Origin of the sequence: Clostridioides sp. ES-S-0123-01 (assembly GCF_020658415.1) — a bacterium.
Lineage (GTDB): Bacteria > Bacillota > Clostridia > Peptostreptococcales > Peptostreptococcaceae > Clostridioides.
Genome location: NZ_JACVWD010000001.1, coordinates 239,289 through 256,768 on the forward strand (window position 1 = coordinate 239,289; position 17,480 = coordinate 256,768).

At 26.3% G+C, this 17,480-nt stretch carries 18 protein-coding genes and 1 riboswitch; of the genes, 12 read left to right on the top strand and 6 right to left on the bottom strand.

Features of this window, described 5'->3' with window-relative positions; all coding sequences use genetic code 11:
• The first annotated feature begins 102 nt into the window (after positions 1-102).
• The 7 genes from IC175_RS01000 (at position 103) to IC175_RS01030 (ending at position 8,061) form a co-directional block, all read left to right on the top strand.
• Positions 103-816: a DUF2140 domain-containing protein gene (locus IC175_RS01000; RefSeq protein ID WP_227823981.1), complete on the top strand. Its 714-nt coding sequence runs from the start codon at positions 103-105 to the stop codon at positions 814-816.
• 160 nt (positions 817-976) lie between these two features.
• On the top strand, positions 977-1,540 hold the full coding sequence (locus IC175_RS01005; RefSeq protein WP_227435019.1) for a hypothetical protein: 564 nt from the start codon (positions 977-979) through the stop codon (positions 1,538-1,540).
• Positions 1,541-1,841: 301 nt separating this feature from the next.
• Positions 1,842-3,542, top strand: a complete 1,701-nt coding sequence (locus tag IC175_RS01010; protein WP_227482592.1) for a hypothetical protein — start codon at positions 1,842-1,844, stop codon at positions 3,540-3,542.
• Between the two features lie 168 nt (positions 3,543-3,710).
• A complete protein-coding gene (locus tag IC175_RS01015; RefSeq protein WP_227435022.1) occupies positions 3,711-4,328 on the top strand; it encodes a hypothetical protein in 618 nt (205 codons plus the stop codon).
• A gap of 109 nt (positions 4,329-4,437) precedes the next feature.
• Positions 4,438-4,606, top strand: a riboswitch (Lysine riboswitch).
• Between the two features lie 81 nt (positions 4,607-4,687).
• Positions 4,688-5,881, top strand: a complete 1,194-nt coding sequence (locus IC175_RS01020; protein WP_227482593.1) for an aspartate kinase — start codon at positions 4,688-4,690, stop codon at positions 5,879-5,881.
• Between the two features lie 17 nt (positions 5,882-5,898).
• On the top strand, positions 5,899-7,191 hold the full coding sequence (gene lysA, locus IC175_RS01025; RefSeq protein ID WP_227823980.1) for a diaminopimelate decarboxylase: 1,293 nt from the start codon (positions 5,899-5,901) through the stop codon (positions 7,189-7,191).
• Between the two features lie 204 nt (positions 7,192-7,395).
• Positions 7,396-8,061 carry a hypothetical protein gene (locus IC175_RS01030; protein ID WP_227435027.1) on the top strand — a complete coding sequence of 222 codons (666 nt, stop codon included), beginning with the start codon at positions 7,396-7,398 and terminating at the stop codon, positions 8,059-8,061.
• A gap of 148 nt (positions 8,062-8,209) precedes the next feature.
• Here IC175_RS01030 and IC175_RS01035 read toward each other — a convergent pair whose 3' ends face one another.
• A complete protein-coding gene (locus tag IC175_RS01035; RefSeq protein ID WP_227482595.1) occupies positions 8,210-9,295 on the bottom strand; it encodes an AI-2E family transporter in 1,086 nt (361 codons plus the stop codon).
• Between the two features lie 191 nt (positions 9,296-9,486).
• On the opposite strand from IC175_RS01035, the gene IC175_RS01040 reads away from it, so the two are divergent.
• The 3 genes from IC175_RS01040 (at position 9,487) to IC175_RS01050 (ending at position 12,078) form a co-directional block, all read left to right on the top strand.
• Entirely contained in the window at positions 9,487-10,203 is a 717-nt protein-coding gene (locus IC175_RS01040) for a pseudouridine synthase (protein ID WP_227482596.1), read from the top strand.
• Positions 10,204-10,245: 42 nt separating this feature from the next.
• Positions 10,246-10,827: a tRNA (mnm(5)s(2)U34)-methyltransferase gene (locus IC175_RS01045; protein WP_227435032.1), complete on the top strand. Its 582-nt coding sequence runs from the start codon at positions 10,246-10,248 to the stop codon at positions 10,825-10,827.
• A gap of 378 nt (positions 10,828-11,205) precedes the next feature.
• The gene (locus tag IC175_RS01050; RefSeq protein ID WP_227435034.1) at positions 11,206-12,078 is read left to right on the top strand and encodes a MurR/RpiR family transcriptional regulator; all 873 of its coding nucleotides are present in this window, start codon (positions 11,206-11,208) and stop codon (positions 12,076-12,078) included.
• Positions 12,079-12,263: 185 nt separating this feature from the next.
• Here the strand turns inward: IC175_RS01050 and IC175_RS01055 are convergent, their stop codons facing one another.
• From IC175_RS01055 to IC175_RS01070, 4 genes are all read right to left on the bottom strand, one after another.
• Positions 12,264-12,464 (bottom strand): cold-shock protein, encoded by a 201-nt coding sequence (locus IC175_RS01055; RefSeq protein ID WP_021384215.1) that lies wholly within the window; start codon positions 12,462-12,464, stop codon positions 12,264-12,266.
• A 342-nt stretch (positions 12,465-12,806) separates the two neighbouring features.
• A complete protein-coding gene (locus tag IC175_RS01060) occupies positions 12,807-13,016 on the bottom strand; it encodes a helix-turn-helix domain-containing protein (protein WP_227435037.1) in 210 nt (69 codons plus the stop codon).
• 10 nt (positions 13,017-13,026) lie between these two features.
• Entirely contained in the window at positions 13,027-13,494 is a 468-nt protein-coding gene (locus IC175_RS01065) for a DUF2975 domain-containing protein (RefSeq protein ID WP_227435040.1), read from the bottom strand.
• 290 nt (positions 13,495-13,784) lie between these two features.
• On the bottom strand, positions 13,785-14,483 hold the full coding sequence (locus tag IC175_RS01070) for an alpha/beta hydrolase (RefSeq protein ID WP_227823978.1): 699 nt from the start codon (positions 14,481-14,483) through the stop codon (positions 13,785-13,787).
• Between the two features lie 264 nt (positions 14,484-14,747).
• Between IC175_RS01070 and IC175_RS01075 the strand changes: the two genes are divergently transcribed.
• Positions 14,748-15,305, top strand: a complete 558-nt coding sequence (locus IC175_RS01075; protein ID WP_227435043.1) for a TetR/AcrR family transcriptional regulator — start codon at positions 14,748-14,750, stop codon at positions 15,303-15,305.
• A gap of 269 nt (positions 15,306-15,574) precedes the next feature.
• Here IC175_RS01075 and IC175_RS01080 read toward each other — a convergent pair whose 3' ends face one another.
• Positions 15,575-16,054 carry a GNAT family N-acetyltransferase gene (locus tag IC175_RS01080; protein ID WP_227435044.1) on the bottom strand — a complete coding sequence of 160 codons (480 nt, stop codon included), beginning with the start codon at positions 16,052-16,054 and terminating at the stop codon, positions 15,575-15,577.
• 307 nt (positions 16,055-16,361) lie between these two features.
• Here IC175_RS01080 and IC175_RS01085 point away from each other — a divergent pair, with 307 nt between their 5' ends.
• Positions 16,362-17,120: an N-acetyltransferase gene (locus tag IC175_RS01085; protein ID WP_227850999.1), complete on the top strand. Its 759-nt coding sequence runs from the start codon at positions 16,362-16,364 to the stop codon at positions 17,118-17,120.
• Positions 17,121-17,480 lie beyond the last annotated feature (360 nt).

Below are 17,480 nucleotides of genomic sequence, written 5' to 3' on the forward strand. Positions count from 1 at the left end.
TAAAAGACTGTATTATAATATGTATATTGTTAAGAATATTATGTGAAGTTAGTTATCTAAATTTATTTTAAATCTGTTGACAGATTTGTAAAGGAGACGATTATGGGAAGGATTGCAAAGATTATATTAAGCTTAATTGTTATTATTTTAGTGTTAACAGGTATTGTTGTATACACATTAACACCAAAAGAGAGATATGATGTTAGTTCACAAAATAATAAAATCATAGACGAAGAGTATTTATCAAAAGGTTCATATATAAATTCTATGGAAATAGTAAAAAATCCACTTAGAATGGTTGGAAAAGTATCTGTTTCCGAAGAAGAGTTTAGAAATCTAATATATACATTAATGAATAAACATGGAATTAAAGAATTTGAAAATAATTTTGTTGAGATGAAGGATGGAAAAATAAAAGTGGCAGGTCCATATAAGGTCTTTGGTCTAATCAATAGCCAATATGAGCTTGAACTAAAACCCACTTTAAAAAATGAAGATTTGGTTGTAAGTCTTGAAAATGTAAAGATTGGAAAATTTAAAATAAGTGATAAAATGCTAGAAAAAATACTAAGTAATTACAATAAAAAGGTTCCATTTGAGGTTAATGGAAATAAAATTACTTTAGAAAAAAGTTATCTTTATCCAGTAACACTTAAAAATATATCTATAAAAAAAGGAAATGTTGATTTGGATATGGAAGTAGAAATAGATTTAAAATCACAAATAAATGGAGCATTAGGTTATCTAAAGGATTCTGGAAAAGCTCAGGATATACTAAATCATTTGATTAATTTAAAGAAAACATCTGTTGGTTAAAAATATAGAAAATTTATATTTATATTTTTATTATATTTTATATAATATTAAAGCACTTTAAAATCAAAATTTGTAAAATAGCCTTTATTATGTTAGAATATTTTATGACATTAAGTTGTAAGTGTATAATATTATTTAATTACTAGATTGGGGGGAAATGATGAATAAAATTTATATTGTAACAACATATACAGGAACTGTATTATCTTATTTAATAAGAAATATAAGTAAAAAACTGTATACACATGTGTCAATATCATTAAATGAAAATTTAAAGCCAATGTATTCTTTTGGGAGATTAAATCCAAGAAATCCATTTATTGGAGGCTTTGTTGAAGAAAATATAAATCAAGGCTTATATGCTATAAGAAAAAATACTGTATGTAGAGTATATTCATTAGAAGTAGATAATTCACAATATGAAAATCTATTTAAAAATATAAAATTAATTAGTGATTATAGAGAAGATTACTATTATGATATAATGGCATTGATATATTTGTCTATGAATATTCACAGAAAAGTTGAATATAAATACGTATGTTCAAACTTTGTTGCTGATATGTTAGAAAAAAGTGAAATAGATATTTTGAATAAAGAAGCATTTGAAGTAACACCAAATGATTTCTATAATTTAAATGGTTTAACTTTAGAGTATGAAGGTTTATTGTCAGAATATAATTCTAAACAGCATTCTTATGTATCCAAAATGGCAAACATATAAAAAATTTATTTTAAAATTTATCATATAAAAATATTGCTAAATAATTAGGCTGAAGATGGTAGTTTAACTTCGAGAGGATTAAGAATTCGTAAATCTTAGTTAGAACACTTTCTTCAGTTTTTGATTTTCTGTAGTTATTTACATGATTATAATATTTTTTTGAGATATAAATCAAATATAAATAAATAGTGGTACAAAAGTATAAAGATATCTTAATACATAATAAATATGATAAATATTTATTTTTTGTAAATATATGGATATAATAGTAATAATAATATTTTATAGAGAGGAGTATTAAATGAAACGATATCTTAAAACATATGGAGTTTCACTCATAATTGTAGCAATTTATGCATTTATTAAATTACCTGTACTTAGACTGGACTTCACATCTTTATTTTCAGTAGGAATAATATTTTTTGTTGTAGCAGGAATATTAGATATGATGCTAGATAGAAATGAAAGAACATCTAAACTTGCTAAATATAATTTCTCAATAGCAATAGCTTTACTTGTATATGTTGTAGTTGTACCCTTTATAGCCTCTACACCTGTACTTCATGCAAAAGCCTATAAAGACTTATTAGGAAAGGTGACTGAGAGTAAATTTACTGATGATATGAGTCCTGTCAGTGTAAATGACATTCGTCTTGTAGATGAAGACATGGCAATGAAATTAGGTGATAAAAAACTTGGAGAAGTTCCAGCTATAGGTAGTGTATCAAAATTAGGAAAGTTTCATATACAAAATGTAGATGGAGAGTTGTACTGGGTAGCACCTCTTGTGCATAGAGATATAATTAAATGGGTTACATCTTTAAGTGGTACAAGTGGATATGTAAAGGTATCAGCAAGTAATCCTCAAGATGTTCAACTAGTTCAAGAAATAGATGGAAAACCAATAAAGATAGTATATCAACCAGAAGCTTATTTACATCAAGATTTACAAAGACATTTATACATACATGGTATTGTAAATGTTGGTATGACAGATTTTACTCTTGAAATAAATGATGAAGGAAGACCTTATTGGGTTGTAAGTTTATATGAACATAAAATTGGTTACGGAGGAGCAAATGCTACAGGCATAGCTACCGTTGATGCAGAAACTGGAAAAATAAATGTCTATAATGTTAAAAATACACCTAAATGGGTAGATAGAATACAACCACAAAAATTTGTAACAGACCAAATTCAAGACTGGGGTGTTTATGTCAATGGATTTTTAAATTCTGTTATATCAGAAAAGGGAGTACTAGTGCCAACAGAAGGGACATCGCTAGTCTATGGAAATGACAATAGGTCATATTGGTATACAGGTATAACATCGTCTGGTGGAGATGAATCTACAATTGGATTTATGCTTGTTGACTCTAGAACTAAAGAAGCTAAACTGTATAAGCAGCCAGGAGCAACTGAGACAGCTGCGATGAAATCAGCTGAAGGTAATGTTCAAGAAAAGAATTATGAAGCTACATTCCCTGTTATGTACAATATATTAGGTCAGCCAACATATGTATCATCTTTAAAAGATAAAGCTGGTCTTGTAAAGAGAGTAGCCTTTGTATCTGTTGAAGATTATAATGTACTTGGTCTAGGGGAAGATAAAAATGAAGCTTTAAGAAATTATAAAGATTCATTAGAATCTAAAGGCAATGACTTAAAGCTTGATAATGATATGAAAGATGAAGTTATAGAAGGTGTAGTAACTAGAATAAGTCCTGATGTGCGAGGAGGAAATACTAATTACTATGTAACTTTAGATTCTAATAAAGAGATAATATTTAAAGCTACCTCAAAAGTATCTAGCGAATTACCATTGACTCAAGTTGGAGATAAAGTTAAAATATCATATTCAAAAGAAGAGTCTGGTGTAATTGAAATGTCAGAATTTGATAACTTAAATATTGCAAATTTTGATGATAAAAAAGCAAAACAAGAGACAGGAACTAATGAAGATACAAATTCACAAGATTCTGAAAGTCAAAGCAATGTGTAACTTAGTAAAAAAACTGTAGATAGTGTTTAGTGCATTAATAGCTAGTTTTTATAGAAATAAATTCTATAAAAACTAGCTATTTTATTTTAATTCTTTGTAAATTTAATGTCATAAATTTAATATAATATTAGTACAACTTTGCAAATAATACTTCAAGGAGAATGTACTATGACGAATATGGAAAAAGAGATATTGCTTTTAATTAGCAGGGTTAGATGTGTTACAGAAGCTCAATTTAGAAAGATTTATGGAGACCAAAAAAGATACAATAAAAAAAATTTCAAAAAAACATTAAGAAAAATGTGTAGTGAGTATACACTAAAAAAATATCCATGTGATGTGGATTATCGTAACTATAAGGACCTCTCATATGTTTACTATTTGAATGGTAGTAAGCTTTTTAAGGGAGATGATTTAATAAAGGCTCTAGTAGGGTCAGAACTAGTTGTTAGAATTAATACTGCAGGTTGTGATGTAAAAAGATTTTATCGAAATGTTAGTGTAGATGATGTTAAATATGATTTATTTATTGAATATACAGATCAATTTGGCAATATAAAGCAGGTTTTAGTAGATGTTGATTTAAATAATGAAATAGATGTTTCTAAATATGAGAATCTCTCTAGAAAAATAGATAAATCTACAATTCCATTTTTTAGAGTACCAAATATTTTGGTGGTTACACCAGATAATTTATCTGAATTAAATGACTTAGAGAAAGAAGATAATGAATATAGTATAAATTTTATAGATTTAGGATTAAATAAACTATTTAATTGTATATAAGATATTTTAGAAAATAAAGTTTTTGATTTGCCACATTTTGTAAAAAAATTGTTGCAATATTATATAGAATATGATAAAACTATATTAATAAATTAATTAATAATAATGAGCCTAGGGTAGAGGTAGCTATATTCAAGAGTAATCAATAGTAGCTGGTAAGTGTTGATGATTGATGAAAGGGTCTATAGCCGAAGAAAAGTTGTTGACAAACAGATTTTCTGGACTTATGCAGAATATGCATAAGGCTGTCACTTTTAAAGTGGTGAGCTACAAGGTTACTTGGTCTATGAAGTTCACACGTCCAAAGTATACCTTTGGGCGTTTTTATTTATCAAAATTTAGCTTGAGGGGGAAAAAGCATGAGTATAATTGTCCAAAAATATGGAGGAAGTTCAGTTGCAGATACTGACAAAATAAAGTCAATTGCAGAAAATATAATAGAAAGAAGAAAAGAAAATCCACAAATGGTAATAGTTGTATCTGCTATGGGAAAATCAACAGATGAATATATAAACTTGGCAAAAGAATTGAGTAATGAACCTAGTAAAAGAGAGCTAGATGCTTTAATGTCTACTGGAGAAATGATTTCGGCATCTTTATTATCAATAGCATTAAATGCACTTGGTTGTAAAGCCATAAGCTATAATGCTTATCAATTAAATATAAAAACAAGCGGACTTCATGGAAAATCTCAAATTGACGATATAAATGTAAATAGAATAAAGAATAGTTTAGATGAAGGGAATGTTGTAATAGTAACTGGATTTCAAGGAATCAATGAAGATGGTGATGTAACTACTCTTGGAAGAGGTGGTTCAGACACATCTGCTGTAGCTCTTGCAGTTAAATTAAATGGTAAATGTGAGATATATACAGATGTTGATGGAATTTATTTTACAGACCCAAGAAAATATGCAAAGGCAAGTAAACTTGATGAGATTGAATATGAAGAGATGCTTGAATTAGCAAGTTTAGGAGCACAAGTAATGCATTCAAGAAGTATAGAACTTGCACAAAAATATGGTGTTGAAATTTATGTTGGACGTACATGTGGTACAGTAAAAGGAACATATATAAGAGGGGGAAAAGACATGAAATTAGAGGATAAAGTAATAACAGGATTAGCTACTAGTGATGATGATAGTTCTATAACAATAAAAGATTTTAAAGTAGAAAATATATCTAGTTTATTTGAAGATATAGCAACTATGGGAATAAGTGTGGATATGATAAGTCAAACTGCACCTATTTTAGATAAAATAAGTGTGTCATTTACAGTTCCAAAAGAAGAATTAGGAGAGTGCAAAAAGATAGTGTCTAAATATACAAATGAAGAACATGTAGTAATTGATAATAACATCACTAAATTCTCTTTAGTAGGTCTTGGTATGAAAAATACTTCTGGAGTTGCTGCTAAAGTATTTAAGATATTTAATGAAAATGGTATAATGGTAAAACTTATAACTACATCAGAAATTCGTATAACTTGTGCCATAAATTCTGATGATAAACAAGTAGCTATTGAGAAAATAGCAGAAGTATTTAATATATAAAACTTAGGGAGGATATTATGAAACTTCATGGAACTATGACTGTAAAAGACAATGAATTATATATTGGAGGTGTAAGCTGTCTAGAGCTTAGTAAAAAATATCAAACTCCATTATATGTATTTGACGAAGACTTAGTAAGACAAAACTGTAGAGAATATATAAAATATTTTAAGGCTAAAGATGGAAAAAATAAAGTTGCTTATGCAGGTAAGGCATTTTTACCTCTTTATATGTGTAATCTTATAAATGAAGAAGAGATGTGTTTGGATGTAGTTTCAGGAGGGGAACTATATACAGCTTATAAATCAAATTTTCCTATGGAAAAAGTTTTCTTTCATGGAAACAATAAAACTGAAGAAGAAATAAATATGGGATTAGATTTGGGAGTAGGTAAGTTTGTAGTAGATAATTTCTATGAGTTAGATTTAATTGAAAAATTATGTAAAGAGAAGAAGAAAACTCAAGAAATATATTTTAGAATAACACCTGGTATAGAAGCTCACACACACGATTATATAAAAACAGGTCAAATAGATTCTAAATTTGGTTTTGCTTTAGTAAATGGAGATTTGTTTAGAGCAATAGAAAAATTGAATGATTATACAAATATTAAATTGGTAGGTCTTCATGCTCATATCGGTTCACAAATATTTGATGTAGAACCATACATAGATACAGTAGATATAATGATGAACTTAGTAAAAGAAATAAAAGAAAAATTTAATATACAGCTGACAGAAATTGACTTAGGCGGAGGTGTAGGTGTTTATTATAGTAAAGGTGATAAACCTAAAACTATAAGAGAATTCTGTGAAACTATAATCACTAAAGCAGAAAATTCTTGTAAAGAACTTGGAATAGAAGTACCTACATTGGTAATAGAACCAGGAAGATCAATAGTTGCAAATGCAGGAAGTACATTGTATACAGTAGGTTCAATAAAAGATATAAAAGATGTTAGAGTTTATGTAAGTGTAGATGGAGGTATGACAGACAATGTAAGACCTTCACTATATCAAGCTAATTATGAATGCAGTATTGTAAATAAGATTAACCATGAGACCATGAACCATGTAACAATAGCTGGTAAATGTTGTGAAAGTGGAGATATATTAATTGGAGATATAGATATAATGGATATAAAAAGTGGAGATGTACTTATAACAACATCAACAGGTGCATATGGATATTCAATGTCTTCAAATTATAATAAAATACCAAGAGCAGCAGTAGTGTCAGTATTTGATGGAGATGACAAGATAATTTGTAAAAGACAAAGTTATGAAGACTTATTATCTTTAGAAGTATAGAAGAAGAATTAAATATTAAATTTTAAAATAAGTAGATTAGACGATATATCTATAGATTTAAACTAATTTTTAGTTTGTTATAGTTATTCAAGTCATATCTACTTATTTTCTGTTTTATTAACAATTTTCCTGTAATAAATATAAAATATTTTAAAAACTTCCTGATTATGATAAAATTTAAAGTATATGACAAGGAGGGATTTAATGAGAGGAAGAGTAATTTTATTGATATCGATATTATCTATATTTCTTGTAGGATGTTCATTTAATAAAAAAGATGAAATAAGTTCAACTGAGCAAGGAAAAATATATTTAGAGAAACATGACTATAAAAAAGCTATGGAAGCATTATCCTCTGCATTAGAAGAAGATAGCGCTAATGAAAATGCAAGAGCTATGTATATGCAATCTATGAGAATGCTAAATGTGGATGAATTTGAAAAAGCTACAAATTATACGGATGCAATTAAAGAGCTTAAGCTTATAGAGAAAATTAAAAACGGCTCATCTGTTATTAAAAATGAAGCATCTAAAAAGAAAGAGGAATTGACTAAATTAGAAAAAGAACAGAATGAAGCAGAGGAAGAACGAAAGAAAAAGGCAAAAGACACAGCTGGAGAAGATAGGTATAGAGTGGAATCAGAAGCAAAGAAATCTTCCTATAGTGAAAAGAGTAAAAATAATAAATCTAATTCCAAAAACAAAAATACAACTTCAAACAATAACAAAGATGTAACTAACAATGATTCTTCTCAAAATCAAGAAAAACCAAATACGAGCAATCCAACACCGACACCAACTCCACCTTCATCAGAAAATAGTGGAGGGTCAGATAGTAGTGGAAATTCTCAGAACTCAAATAATCAGTAAATGTAAAGTATTACATATAAAAAATTAAGACTTTGTATCAGAAAATGAAATTAACTTTTAGCATATATTCTTTGCCAAGAGTTAATTTCATTTTTTTATAGTAATGTAATAGATAATAATTAATTTTTAAAATTATAAAAGATAAAGCTTATTGCAATCTCTTGTCAATATATTTGTCAATAGAAGTTTTTACAACAGCAGCTACAGGTACTGAAAGAAAAACACCTATAAATCCAAAAAGAGACTGTCCTATTAAAATCGCAGAAATTATCCATATAGCTCCTATTCCAACTTGATTGCCCATAACCTTTGGCTCTATGAAATTTCCATCTAGTTGTTGTAATATAAATATAAATACGATAACCCATATGGTTTTTTGTGGGCTGTATAAAATTGTCATAGCTACTGGAGGTATAGCTCCAATAAATGGCCCTAGATAAGGTATTATATTTGCTAAAAATATTATTGAAGCTAAAAATAAAGCATTTTCTATTCGAATGATAAATTGAAATCCTATAAATGCAATTATACCAATAATGAGAGAGTCTAAAATTCTACCAATTAAATAATCATAAAAAATATCATGAGTAGTTCTAAAAAATTCTATAATGTCATCAGCTTTGTTTCTAGCAGTAGAAGAATATAGCAATCTTTTAAATCCTAATGCAATTTTTTCCTTATCATATATAATATATATAGATAATATAAAGCCCATTACCATACTAAATAGCATAGATGATATGCTAAGTGTATAGATTAAAAAGTTTTTAGGAATTCTACTAATAAAATTACTAGCTTCTTTTAATGCATTATCTAAGCTGTGTTGTATATGAGGAATTAGAGCTTTTAAAAAATCTATGTTTGACATATTTTTTTCTATAAAATTATCTATATAATCACTGTAGATAGGCATTTCATTTATTAATCTATTTAATGTATTGGCTATTGAAGGAATTAGTAATCTAATACCAAAAGCTAAAATAATACCTATCAATATATAAGATAAAAAAATGGATAAAAGCCTATGTGTTTTAAATTTTATTTCAAAAAGCATTACAAGAGGATTTAAAAGCAAAGCGAGTAAAATAGCTAGTAAAAATGGACTAAAAAAACTTAATAATCCTTCAATGCTAGATATAAAATCTGCTGGAGTATTAATAAACTTAAAAAATAAAATTCCAATAAACACGACCATTAAATAATATTTTACATTTTCTTTTGAAATAATAATCACTTCCTTAAAATAGTGTTTAATCAGCTATTACATATTAATAGTATGTGAAAAGAAATTACAATTATTTAGGAAAATTAAATAATTTTTTGGCTTGTTTTTAATTAAGGTCTAGTATAGTATAATAATGTAACAAAATTAATGTTGATAAAAATATTAAATAACATATAATTTAAGATAAGAAAGGATTATGTATGAGAATTAATAAATATATAGCTTCTTGTGGAATTGCATCTAGAAGAAAAGCAGAAGAAATCATTCTTGAAGGAAGAATAAAGGTAAATGGAAATATAGTAAAAGAGCTATCTTTTAATATTGATGAAGAAAAAGATATAGTAGAATTTGATAATAAAGCAGTAAAGCCAAGCGAAAATTATGTCTATATAGTATTGAATAAGCCAGAAGGTTATATAACTACTGTAAAAGATCAGTTTAATAGAGCAAGTGTAATAGATATATTAAAAGATGTAAAGGAAAGAGTATATCCAATAGGGAGGTTAGATTATGAAACAAGTGGGCTTTTGATACTTACTAATGATGGAGATTTAACATATAAACTTACTCATCCAAAACATGAAATTAATAAAACTTATGTGGCAAGTGTAAAAGGAATTATAAATAAGGATGAAATAAAAAATTTTGAAAAAGGACTAAAAATAGAAGATTATACAACAGCACCTGCTAAAATCAGAGTAACTAAGGAAAATAAAGAAAAGAATTATTCAGTATGCGAAATAACTATACATGAAGGAAGAAATAGACAAGTAAGAAAAATGTGTAAGGCTATAAATCATCCAGTTTTAAACTTAAGAAGAATTTCTGTAGGGAAAATAGTATTAAAAGATATAAAAGTTGGTGAATATAGATACTTAACAGAAGATGAAATAAAATATTTAAAATCAATAAAATAACATGAAAATGAAATGAAGTTAATAGTAGGGAGAAATAATATTATGGCATATGCAAAACATTTAACTAAAATTACAGATATAAATAAATTTTATTTAGAAAATATTATTAATAAAGGTGATGTAACAATAGATGCTACCATGGGAAATGGTTATGATACAAAGTATTTGGCTGAAAAGGTTGGAGAAAAAGGCTTTGTATATGCTTTTGATATACAAGAAGAAGCTCTAAAATCTACAAGAAAAAAATTAGAAAAAGAAGGATATATAGATAGAGTAAAATTAATACTTGATGGTCATGAAAATATCGATAAATATGTAAAAGAAGAAGTTTCATGTGTTTTATTTAATTTAGGATATCTTCCAAGAGCAAAACATCTAATTATAACTAAACCAGATACAACTTTAAAAGCTATAAAGTCTAGCTTAGAAATATTAAAAGAAAATGGAATAATAAGTATTGCTATATATACAGGACATGATGGAGGGCAAGAAGAAAAAGATAGTATATATAATTTTGTAAATAATTTAAATCAAGATGAATTTAATGTTTTAGAATCTAAATTTTTAAATCAAGTCAATAACCCACCACAATTGATTTTAATTGAAAAGAAAAAATCACAATAAACACTAAAAAAAACTTGACAAGATTCTATTAAGAGTTAATATATATATTGTAACCTTTTAAAAACACTTTAAATAATAAGTATATGATAATTTACTTTTGAAGTAAGTAATGTGCTTAAATATGCAAAATAAAATATTTAACTTTTAAATGAGTAAAAATTGAAAATTTTAAAAGAAATATTGAATAAATCTTAAAAAATGCAAGGAAAGATGGTATAATAAATTTAATCGAAAATACTATGTGAAGTATAAGGTACAGAAAAGTTAGAATTTTATGAGTTTAAGAAGCTGAGATAAAAACTAAAATAATAAAATTTTTAGAAAAAATATTAGTAGTGATAAAAAGAAAATAGTTTATATAACTAAAAGGAGAAAAAAATGGAAGAAACAAATGAAATGAAAGATAGTAAACATTTGATATCAAATATACAATCTCAATACACGAGGTTAAGTAAGGGGCAAAAACTTATAGCACAATATATTTTGAATAATTATGATAAAGTTGCATTCATGACTGCATGCAAATTAGGTGAAACTGTAGGAGTGAGTGAATCTACTGTTGTAAGGTTTGCAAATGCTCTAGGCTATAGTGGGTATCCAAAATTACAAGCTGCACTTCAAGAACTCATAAAAAATAAATTAACTACAGTACAAAGAGTTGAAATGGCACATGATTATTCTGATGATTTTGCAATATTGAACAAAGTTTTAAAGAGTGATATAGATAATATAAGATCAACATTAGAAGAAATTGATGAAAAAGCATTTAAGGAAGCTTCTAATAAACTTTTAAAGGCAAGAAAAATATATATACTTGGTATGAGAAGTTCTTTTGTAGTAGCTCAATACCTAGGTTTTTACTTAGATATAATACTTGATAATGTCCATATAATTAGAATGGATATGGGAGATGCATTTGAACAGATTGTAAGAATAAACGAAGAAGATGTTATAGTTGCAATTAGTTTCCCACGTTATTCAAAAAAATCTTATCAAATTGTCAATTATGCTAAGGAAAAAGGAGCACATGTAATTTCATTAACAGATAGTTTATTTGCACCAGTAGCAGCACTTGCAGACAATACTCTTTTGGTTAAGAGTAATATGGCTTCATTTGTAGATTCACTAGTTCCAGCACTTAGTATTTCAAATGCTCTTGCAATCTCTGTTGGTATGAAAGAAAAAGAAGATATTAAACAGCACTTCGATGACTTAGAGCAAATCTGGAAGAGATATTCTGTATACGAGTAAAGTTTATATATTAATAAGTATGATTAATTATTAAAAATCTCAAATCCATCAGTTTTTGAGTAAAAATACTATAAAAAACTGACTGACATTTAACTGACAGTCAGTTTTTTTATTTAAATAAAATTTTGCTTAAATTATCAATAAAAAAAGACTCTCAAAAGAGTCTTTCCCGAAAAATCTATATATTATAATATAGTTATATTTTCTGCTTGAGGACCTCTAGCGCCTTTAACTATATCAAAGCTTACTTGTTGACCTTCTTCTAATGATTTAAATCCTGAAGTTTGTATAGCTGAGAAATGAGCAAATACATCATCTCCACCTTCTATTGATATAAACCCAAATCCTTTTTCATTATTAAACCATTTCACTATTCCATTATTCATTAAAAATACTCCTATTAACCTATATCAAGATATACTTGATTTAATTGTGTATTACCACAAATACTATTATATCATAGATTAATAGGAATGTCTATTCAATTATATTTTTTAGTTAACATCTTTGGTTATTATTAGTCTTAAAAATATATTTAAGAGTTTTATATTAAGATATCTTAATATAAAACTAGATAAAACTAAAAAGGGTTTTCTAGAAAATAAAGTCTATTTAATTTAATACCCATTAGTACACATGAAAAAGATTTGACAACATGTCTAAATTTTCAAGTAAAATAATAAAGGCTATAGGTGATAATCAAAAAGAGTGTTTTAGACACTCTTTTCTTAATCATCTTCTACATATTCAAGTATATCACCTGGTTGGCAGTCTAAAGCTTTACAAATTTCATTTAGAGTGGTGAATCTAATAGCTTTTGCTTTACCAGTCTTTAAAATTGATAAATTAGCATTTGTAATATCTATTTTTTCAGCCAAATCTTTAAGTGATATTTTTCTTTTTGCCATCATTACATCTAGATTAACTATAATTGCCATAATATCACCTCTATATCGTTAAATCGTTATCTTCTTTTATTTTTATAGCTTTATTAAATGTTTCAGCAATTACAAAACACATTAGTGAAAAGATAAAAGAGATGACCATAAGTGGTGAAATTCCTCCATTATCAGTTCCAAATATTTTTATAGGACCAGCATTTACACTATAACCATTGATACATTCAATTATAGTATTTATCAATAAGCAATATCCCATTATTTTAAATCTCTTAACATTTTCAAGTATAAAAGGTGAGTATTTAGTGCTATTAATTATAAAAGTTAGGAATAAAATAACTATATAATAGTCAGAAAAATAAACAATTCTAACAATTGTAATAATCAATTTTTCAAAGCTAAAATTATACAAAGATATGGGTATCATACATAAGAATATTATACCTGTTGCAGCCATACTTACTAACATAATGTACAAAAACACTGTTAGAATATTTCTAAAAAATTTTGTACTCATAAATACCATCTCCTTAATATAGGTTATATTATTGATTATAATATATAATTTATTGTTTTTCAATAAAAAAATATTGATTAAAATATAAAAATATTATTGTATATATAAATAAAAATATTAAGGTGGTAAGTTTATATGAAAAAGAATATAAGTTCTAAAATATTAAATAATATTATGCTAGTTGGAATAATTTTAGCTTTATTATCGCTTATTTTAATGATACTAAAATAAAGTGAATTGATAGAATAATTATTCTAATTTATAGATAAATAGTAATAATGAAATTATCTTCATTCAAATAAAGTATTTGTCCATTTATTTAATACTTTTAATTGCTCTTGTGTATTAAACCAATGCTCCCCGTTTTCTATAACTGTTAAATTACAATTAAAATGGCGTGTAAATTTCTCTACCACACTTAGTTCTGTAAGTTCGTCATGTTTACCATATAGTATTCTTGTTGTAGTGTTCCATTTAGTAATAGGATGTTTTTTGACATATTGCAGATATTCCCATGAAAGTGTATGACCAAATGAAGTTGGAATAATTAGTTCATGTTTAAGTTGTTCTTCTGATACATTTGCCCAAAGCATCATATTAGAAATAAGCTGTTGCATATCGAGAATTGGAGATACAAAAACACACTCTTCCAGATTCTCATTTTCAAAACTTAACATACTAAACCATGCACCAATACTATTTGCATATAATGCAATTTGATTCCAATTAGATTTTGCATATTTCATTATAGCTAATAACTCTGGAACAACATTCCATGGGTCAAACGAAATGTTTTCTTCTTTACGTTCTCCATGTTTAGGTAAATCAATGCTTAAAACCTGCCATCCATGATTAACAGCGATATTAGCAAAAATTTCGGCTTCTTCTTTATAACCACATTGTCCGTGTATATAAATATACAATTTGTTTGAAGGATTTCCCCAAAGAATTGAAGGAATTCCATGAATTTGAAAATATTTCTTTTCCATAAAAATCTCCCTTCAGTTTAATATATAGTATCTATTGATATATCTATTAAACTATAAAATTATACTGTAATATTCTAATTTAATTAGTTATAATACTAATTTAATTAGTTATAATACTAATATAGTTAGTATTATATTAAACTAAAATTAAATTGTCAACATTGCACTCAATATAAAGTTTTTTATAAGTCTTAATTGTTGACGAAGCTAATTAGATTAGTTAAACTAATAAAGTAATTAATTTTAGTTGAGAGAGGTATAATCATGCGTGTTAGTAGAGATATAGTAATACAGGTAGCATCTGATATAGCTGATAAAGATGGGCTTAACAAGCTTTCTTTAAAAGTTGTTGCAGAAAAACTAAGTATACGTACACCTTCTTTATATAATCATATAGAAAGCTTAGATGATTTGTTGAGAGAGGTTGCTCATAATGGTATGAGGAAAATGAATAAACAGATGGAGAAAGTTGCTATTGGTGATTCTGGAGATACAGCTATAAAGTCTGTAAGTATTGCATATTTTAATTTTATAATTGCTCATCCTGGGGTTTATGAAACAATTCAATGGGCTATTTGGCATGGGAACAAAGAAACATCAGAGATATTTGAAGAATATAAATCGCTATTAGAAAAACTTATTCTTTCTTGTAATTTAAGAACAAAGAATATAGATGAAGTATTAAATTTGTTGATGAGTGTGATTCATGGATATTCAACTTTGCAACTTGGAAAAGCTCTTTTAGATTCAGAAGAAGCCATAAAAAGTCTATCTGACACTGTTGATACTGTACTATTAGGTATTCATAAAAAGTATGACTAAATATATCGCTAAATATTAATGTAAATGATAGAATTAATAATCAACATTACATATATATCAATAAATTATAATATAGTTGATTTAATTAATAGATTGGATTAGAAAATAAGAAGTAAAAAAATAAATATTAATGTCTTTGCTAGAAGATTCTTTCAAAGTATATTACTTAAAACTTAAAGAAAAATAGTGTACTTTAAAAATTTAATCTAAAAGCAAATCAACTTTAAAAACTTTAAGTGGATTTGCTTTTGATATATTTCTTTGTTAAATTAATTTGATATTGATAGTTTCATTGGAGTAAAACGTATACCATTGACAATCTGTTCAGCATTAGTATTTTTAAATCCTAATTTATGGTAAACTTCAACAGCATAAGGGGATGAATTTACAGTTACTTCAGTTAAATCATCTCTGTTTTCAGTACAATACTTTACACCTATAGCCATTAATTTTTTTGCAACACCACATTTGTGATAATTTTTATCTACAAATAACATACATATATGATTTAGGTCTCTGATAGCTAAAACCCCAATTAACTTTTCACAATCAAAACAGCCCCAAAAGAAAATAGATTTTTCTTTGACTTTTTCAATAATAGAGTTATATTCTATAAATTCATGGAATGACTTAATTCCTTCAGCACAATAATCTGGAGACTCAAATTCTTCAAATACATTCCAAATTAAATTTAATGCACTTCTAATATCAGGTTCTTTTAATTCTCTTATTAGGTACTTTTCACACATTATAAACAACACCTCTATTATTAAAAATTTTTCTTATAATTATATACCTTAAATATATTTATTTCAATATAAATTGTTTTATTAAATTTGAATTTAAAGGTGATTAATAAAACAATCCATATATAATATAGTTAGAACATAAAAATTTATTTAATTTTACATATAATTTAATAATAATGATAAATTTGAAATAATTTAATATAAAATGAAAATATATATGACATATAAGTGTCATATATATAATAGTACAATTAAAGATATAGTATATATATGAAAATTATTTTGTAAAGAGAGAAGGAGAGGTAATATGCAGATTATAGATATAAATTCAAACAATATTGATAATGAACATGTATGTTGTGCAATTACTGAAAAAAAGGGAGAAAACTGTGTTTCTTCTAAAAAATATTGGATGAAAAGTAATTTTGACAAAGGTCTTGTATTTAAAAGATTAGATGAAAGAGGTAAAGTTTTTATAGAATATATACCAGCAGAAAATGCATGGTGCCCTATTACTGCAGATAATTATATGTATATTAATTGTTTCTGGGTATCTGGAAAATTTAAAGGACAAGGATACTCTAATTTATTACTACAAAAATGCATTGATGATGCAAAGTCAAAAGGAAAATATGGGTTAGTTGTACTTTCATCTGAAAAAAAGCTACCATTTTTATCTGATTCTAAGTATTTAAAATATAAAGGATTTTATCTGGCAGATACATCAGAACCAAGTTATGAGTTATTGTATTTTCCATTTACTGATAATGCACCTATTCCATGCTTTAAAGATTGTGTAAAACAAAGTAAATCAAAGGAGAATGGGATAGTTTTATATTACAGTAATCAGTGTCCACATACTGCTAAATATGCTCCTATTTTAAAAAAAATTGCGAATGCTAGAGGTGTTGAAGCAAATCTTATAAAATTTGAAACAGCAAAAGAAGCACAAAATGCTCTTGCACCATTTACTACATATAGTCTTTTTTTCAATGGAGAATTTATAACTAATGAGATACTTTCTGAGAAAAAAATTGAAAAATTTTTAGATAGTAAAGGTTTTTAAAACTCAATTAAAATAAGATATAAACTTAAATCTTCTAGTTTTTGTGCAATTTTTAGGTGTTTGTTTGGACATAAATGAGAATATACATTCTATGTTGTTTCAATTTTTTCATGTCATAAATGTTCTGCTATTGTTAGTATATTTATTCACTAGTCAAATTATAATATTTTACAGAATAACTAAACATTGCAACAAGATGGTTGTGTATTGTTTTTAGATATTTTTGACTGTAATTAACTTTTAATAATTAGTTTTGTCACTTTCTTACATGGGAAGGAATAATTCCAGTTATTTGAAAATTTCAAAAGAAAGGAAGTAATTTTAAATCTATTGTAAGCTTTTCATTAATAGTAGTATCCT

Excerpts from the sequence above, each read along its gene's own strand:
- IC175_RS01000 (WP_227823981.1), top strand. The coding sequence starts at position 103 with ATGGGAAGGATTGCAAAGATTATATTAAGCTTAATTGTTATTATTTTA.
- IC175_RS01005 (WP_227435019.1), top strand. The coding sequence starts at position 977 with ATGAATAAAATTTATATTGTAACAACATATACAGGAACTGTATTATCT.
- IC175_RS01010 (WP_227482592.1), top strand. The coding sequence starts at position 1,842 with ATGAAACGATATCTTAAAACATATGGAGTTTCACTCATAATTGTAGCA.
- IC175_RS01015 (WP_227435022.1), top strand. The coding sequence starts at position 3,711 with ATGACGAATATGGAAAAAGAGATATTGCTTTTAATTAGCAGGGTTAGA.
- IC175_RS01020 (WP_227482593.1), top strand. The coding sequence starts at position 4,688 with ATGAGTATAATTGTCCAAAAATATGGAGGAAGTTCAGTTGCAGATACT.
- lysA (WP_227823980.1), top strand. The coding sequence starts at position 5,899 with ATGAAACTTCATGGAACTATGACTGTAAAAGACAATGAATTATATATT.
- IC175_RS01030 (WP_227435027.1), top strand. The coding sequence starts at position 7,396 with ATGAGAGGAAGAGTAATTTTATTGATATCGATATTATCTATATTTCTT.
- IC175_RS01040 (WP_227482596.1), top strand. The coding sequence starts at position 9,487 with ATGAGAATTAATAAATATATAGCTTCTTGTGGAATTGCATCTAGAAGA.
- IC175_RS01045 (WP_227435032.1), top strand. The coding sequence starts at position 10,246 with ATGGCATATGCAAAACATTTAACTAAAATTACAGATATAAATAAATTT.
- IC175_RS01050 (WP_227435034.1), top strand. The coding sequence starts at position 11,206 with ATGGAAGAAACAAATGAAATGAAAGATAGTAAACATTTGATATCAAAT.
- IC175_RS01055 (WP_021384215.1), bottom strand. The coding sequence starts at position 12,464 with ATGAATAATGGAATAGTGAAATGGTTTAATAATGAAAAAGGATTTGGG.
- IC175_RS01060 (WP_227435037.1), bottom strand. The coding sequence starts at position 13,016 with ATGGCAATTATAGTTAATCTAGATGTAATGATGGCAAAAAGAAAAATA.
- IC175_RS01065 (WP_227435040.1), bottom strand. The coding sequence starts at position 13,494 with ATGAGTACAAAATTTTTTAGAAATATTCTAACAGTGTTTTTGTACATT.
- IC175_RS01070 (WP_227823978.1), bottom strand. The coding sequence starts at position 14,483 with ATGGAAAAGAAATATTTTCAAATTCATGGAATTCCTTCAATTCTTTGG.
- IC175_RS01075 (WP_227435043.1), top strand. The coding sequence starts at position 14,748 with ATGCGTGTTAGTAGAGATATAGTAATACAGGTAGCATCTGATATAGCT.
- IC175_RS01080 (WP_227435044.1), bottom strand. The coding sequence starts at position 16,054 with ATGTGTGAAAAGTACCTAATAAGAGAATTAAAAGAACCTGATATTAGA.
- IC175_RS01085 (WP_227850999.1), top strand. The coding sequence starts at position 16,362 with ATGCAGATTATAGATATAAATTCAAACAATATTGATAATGAACATGTA.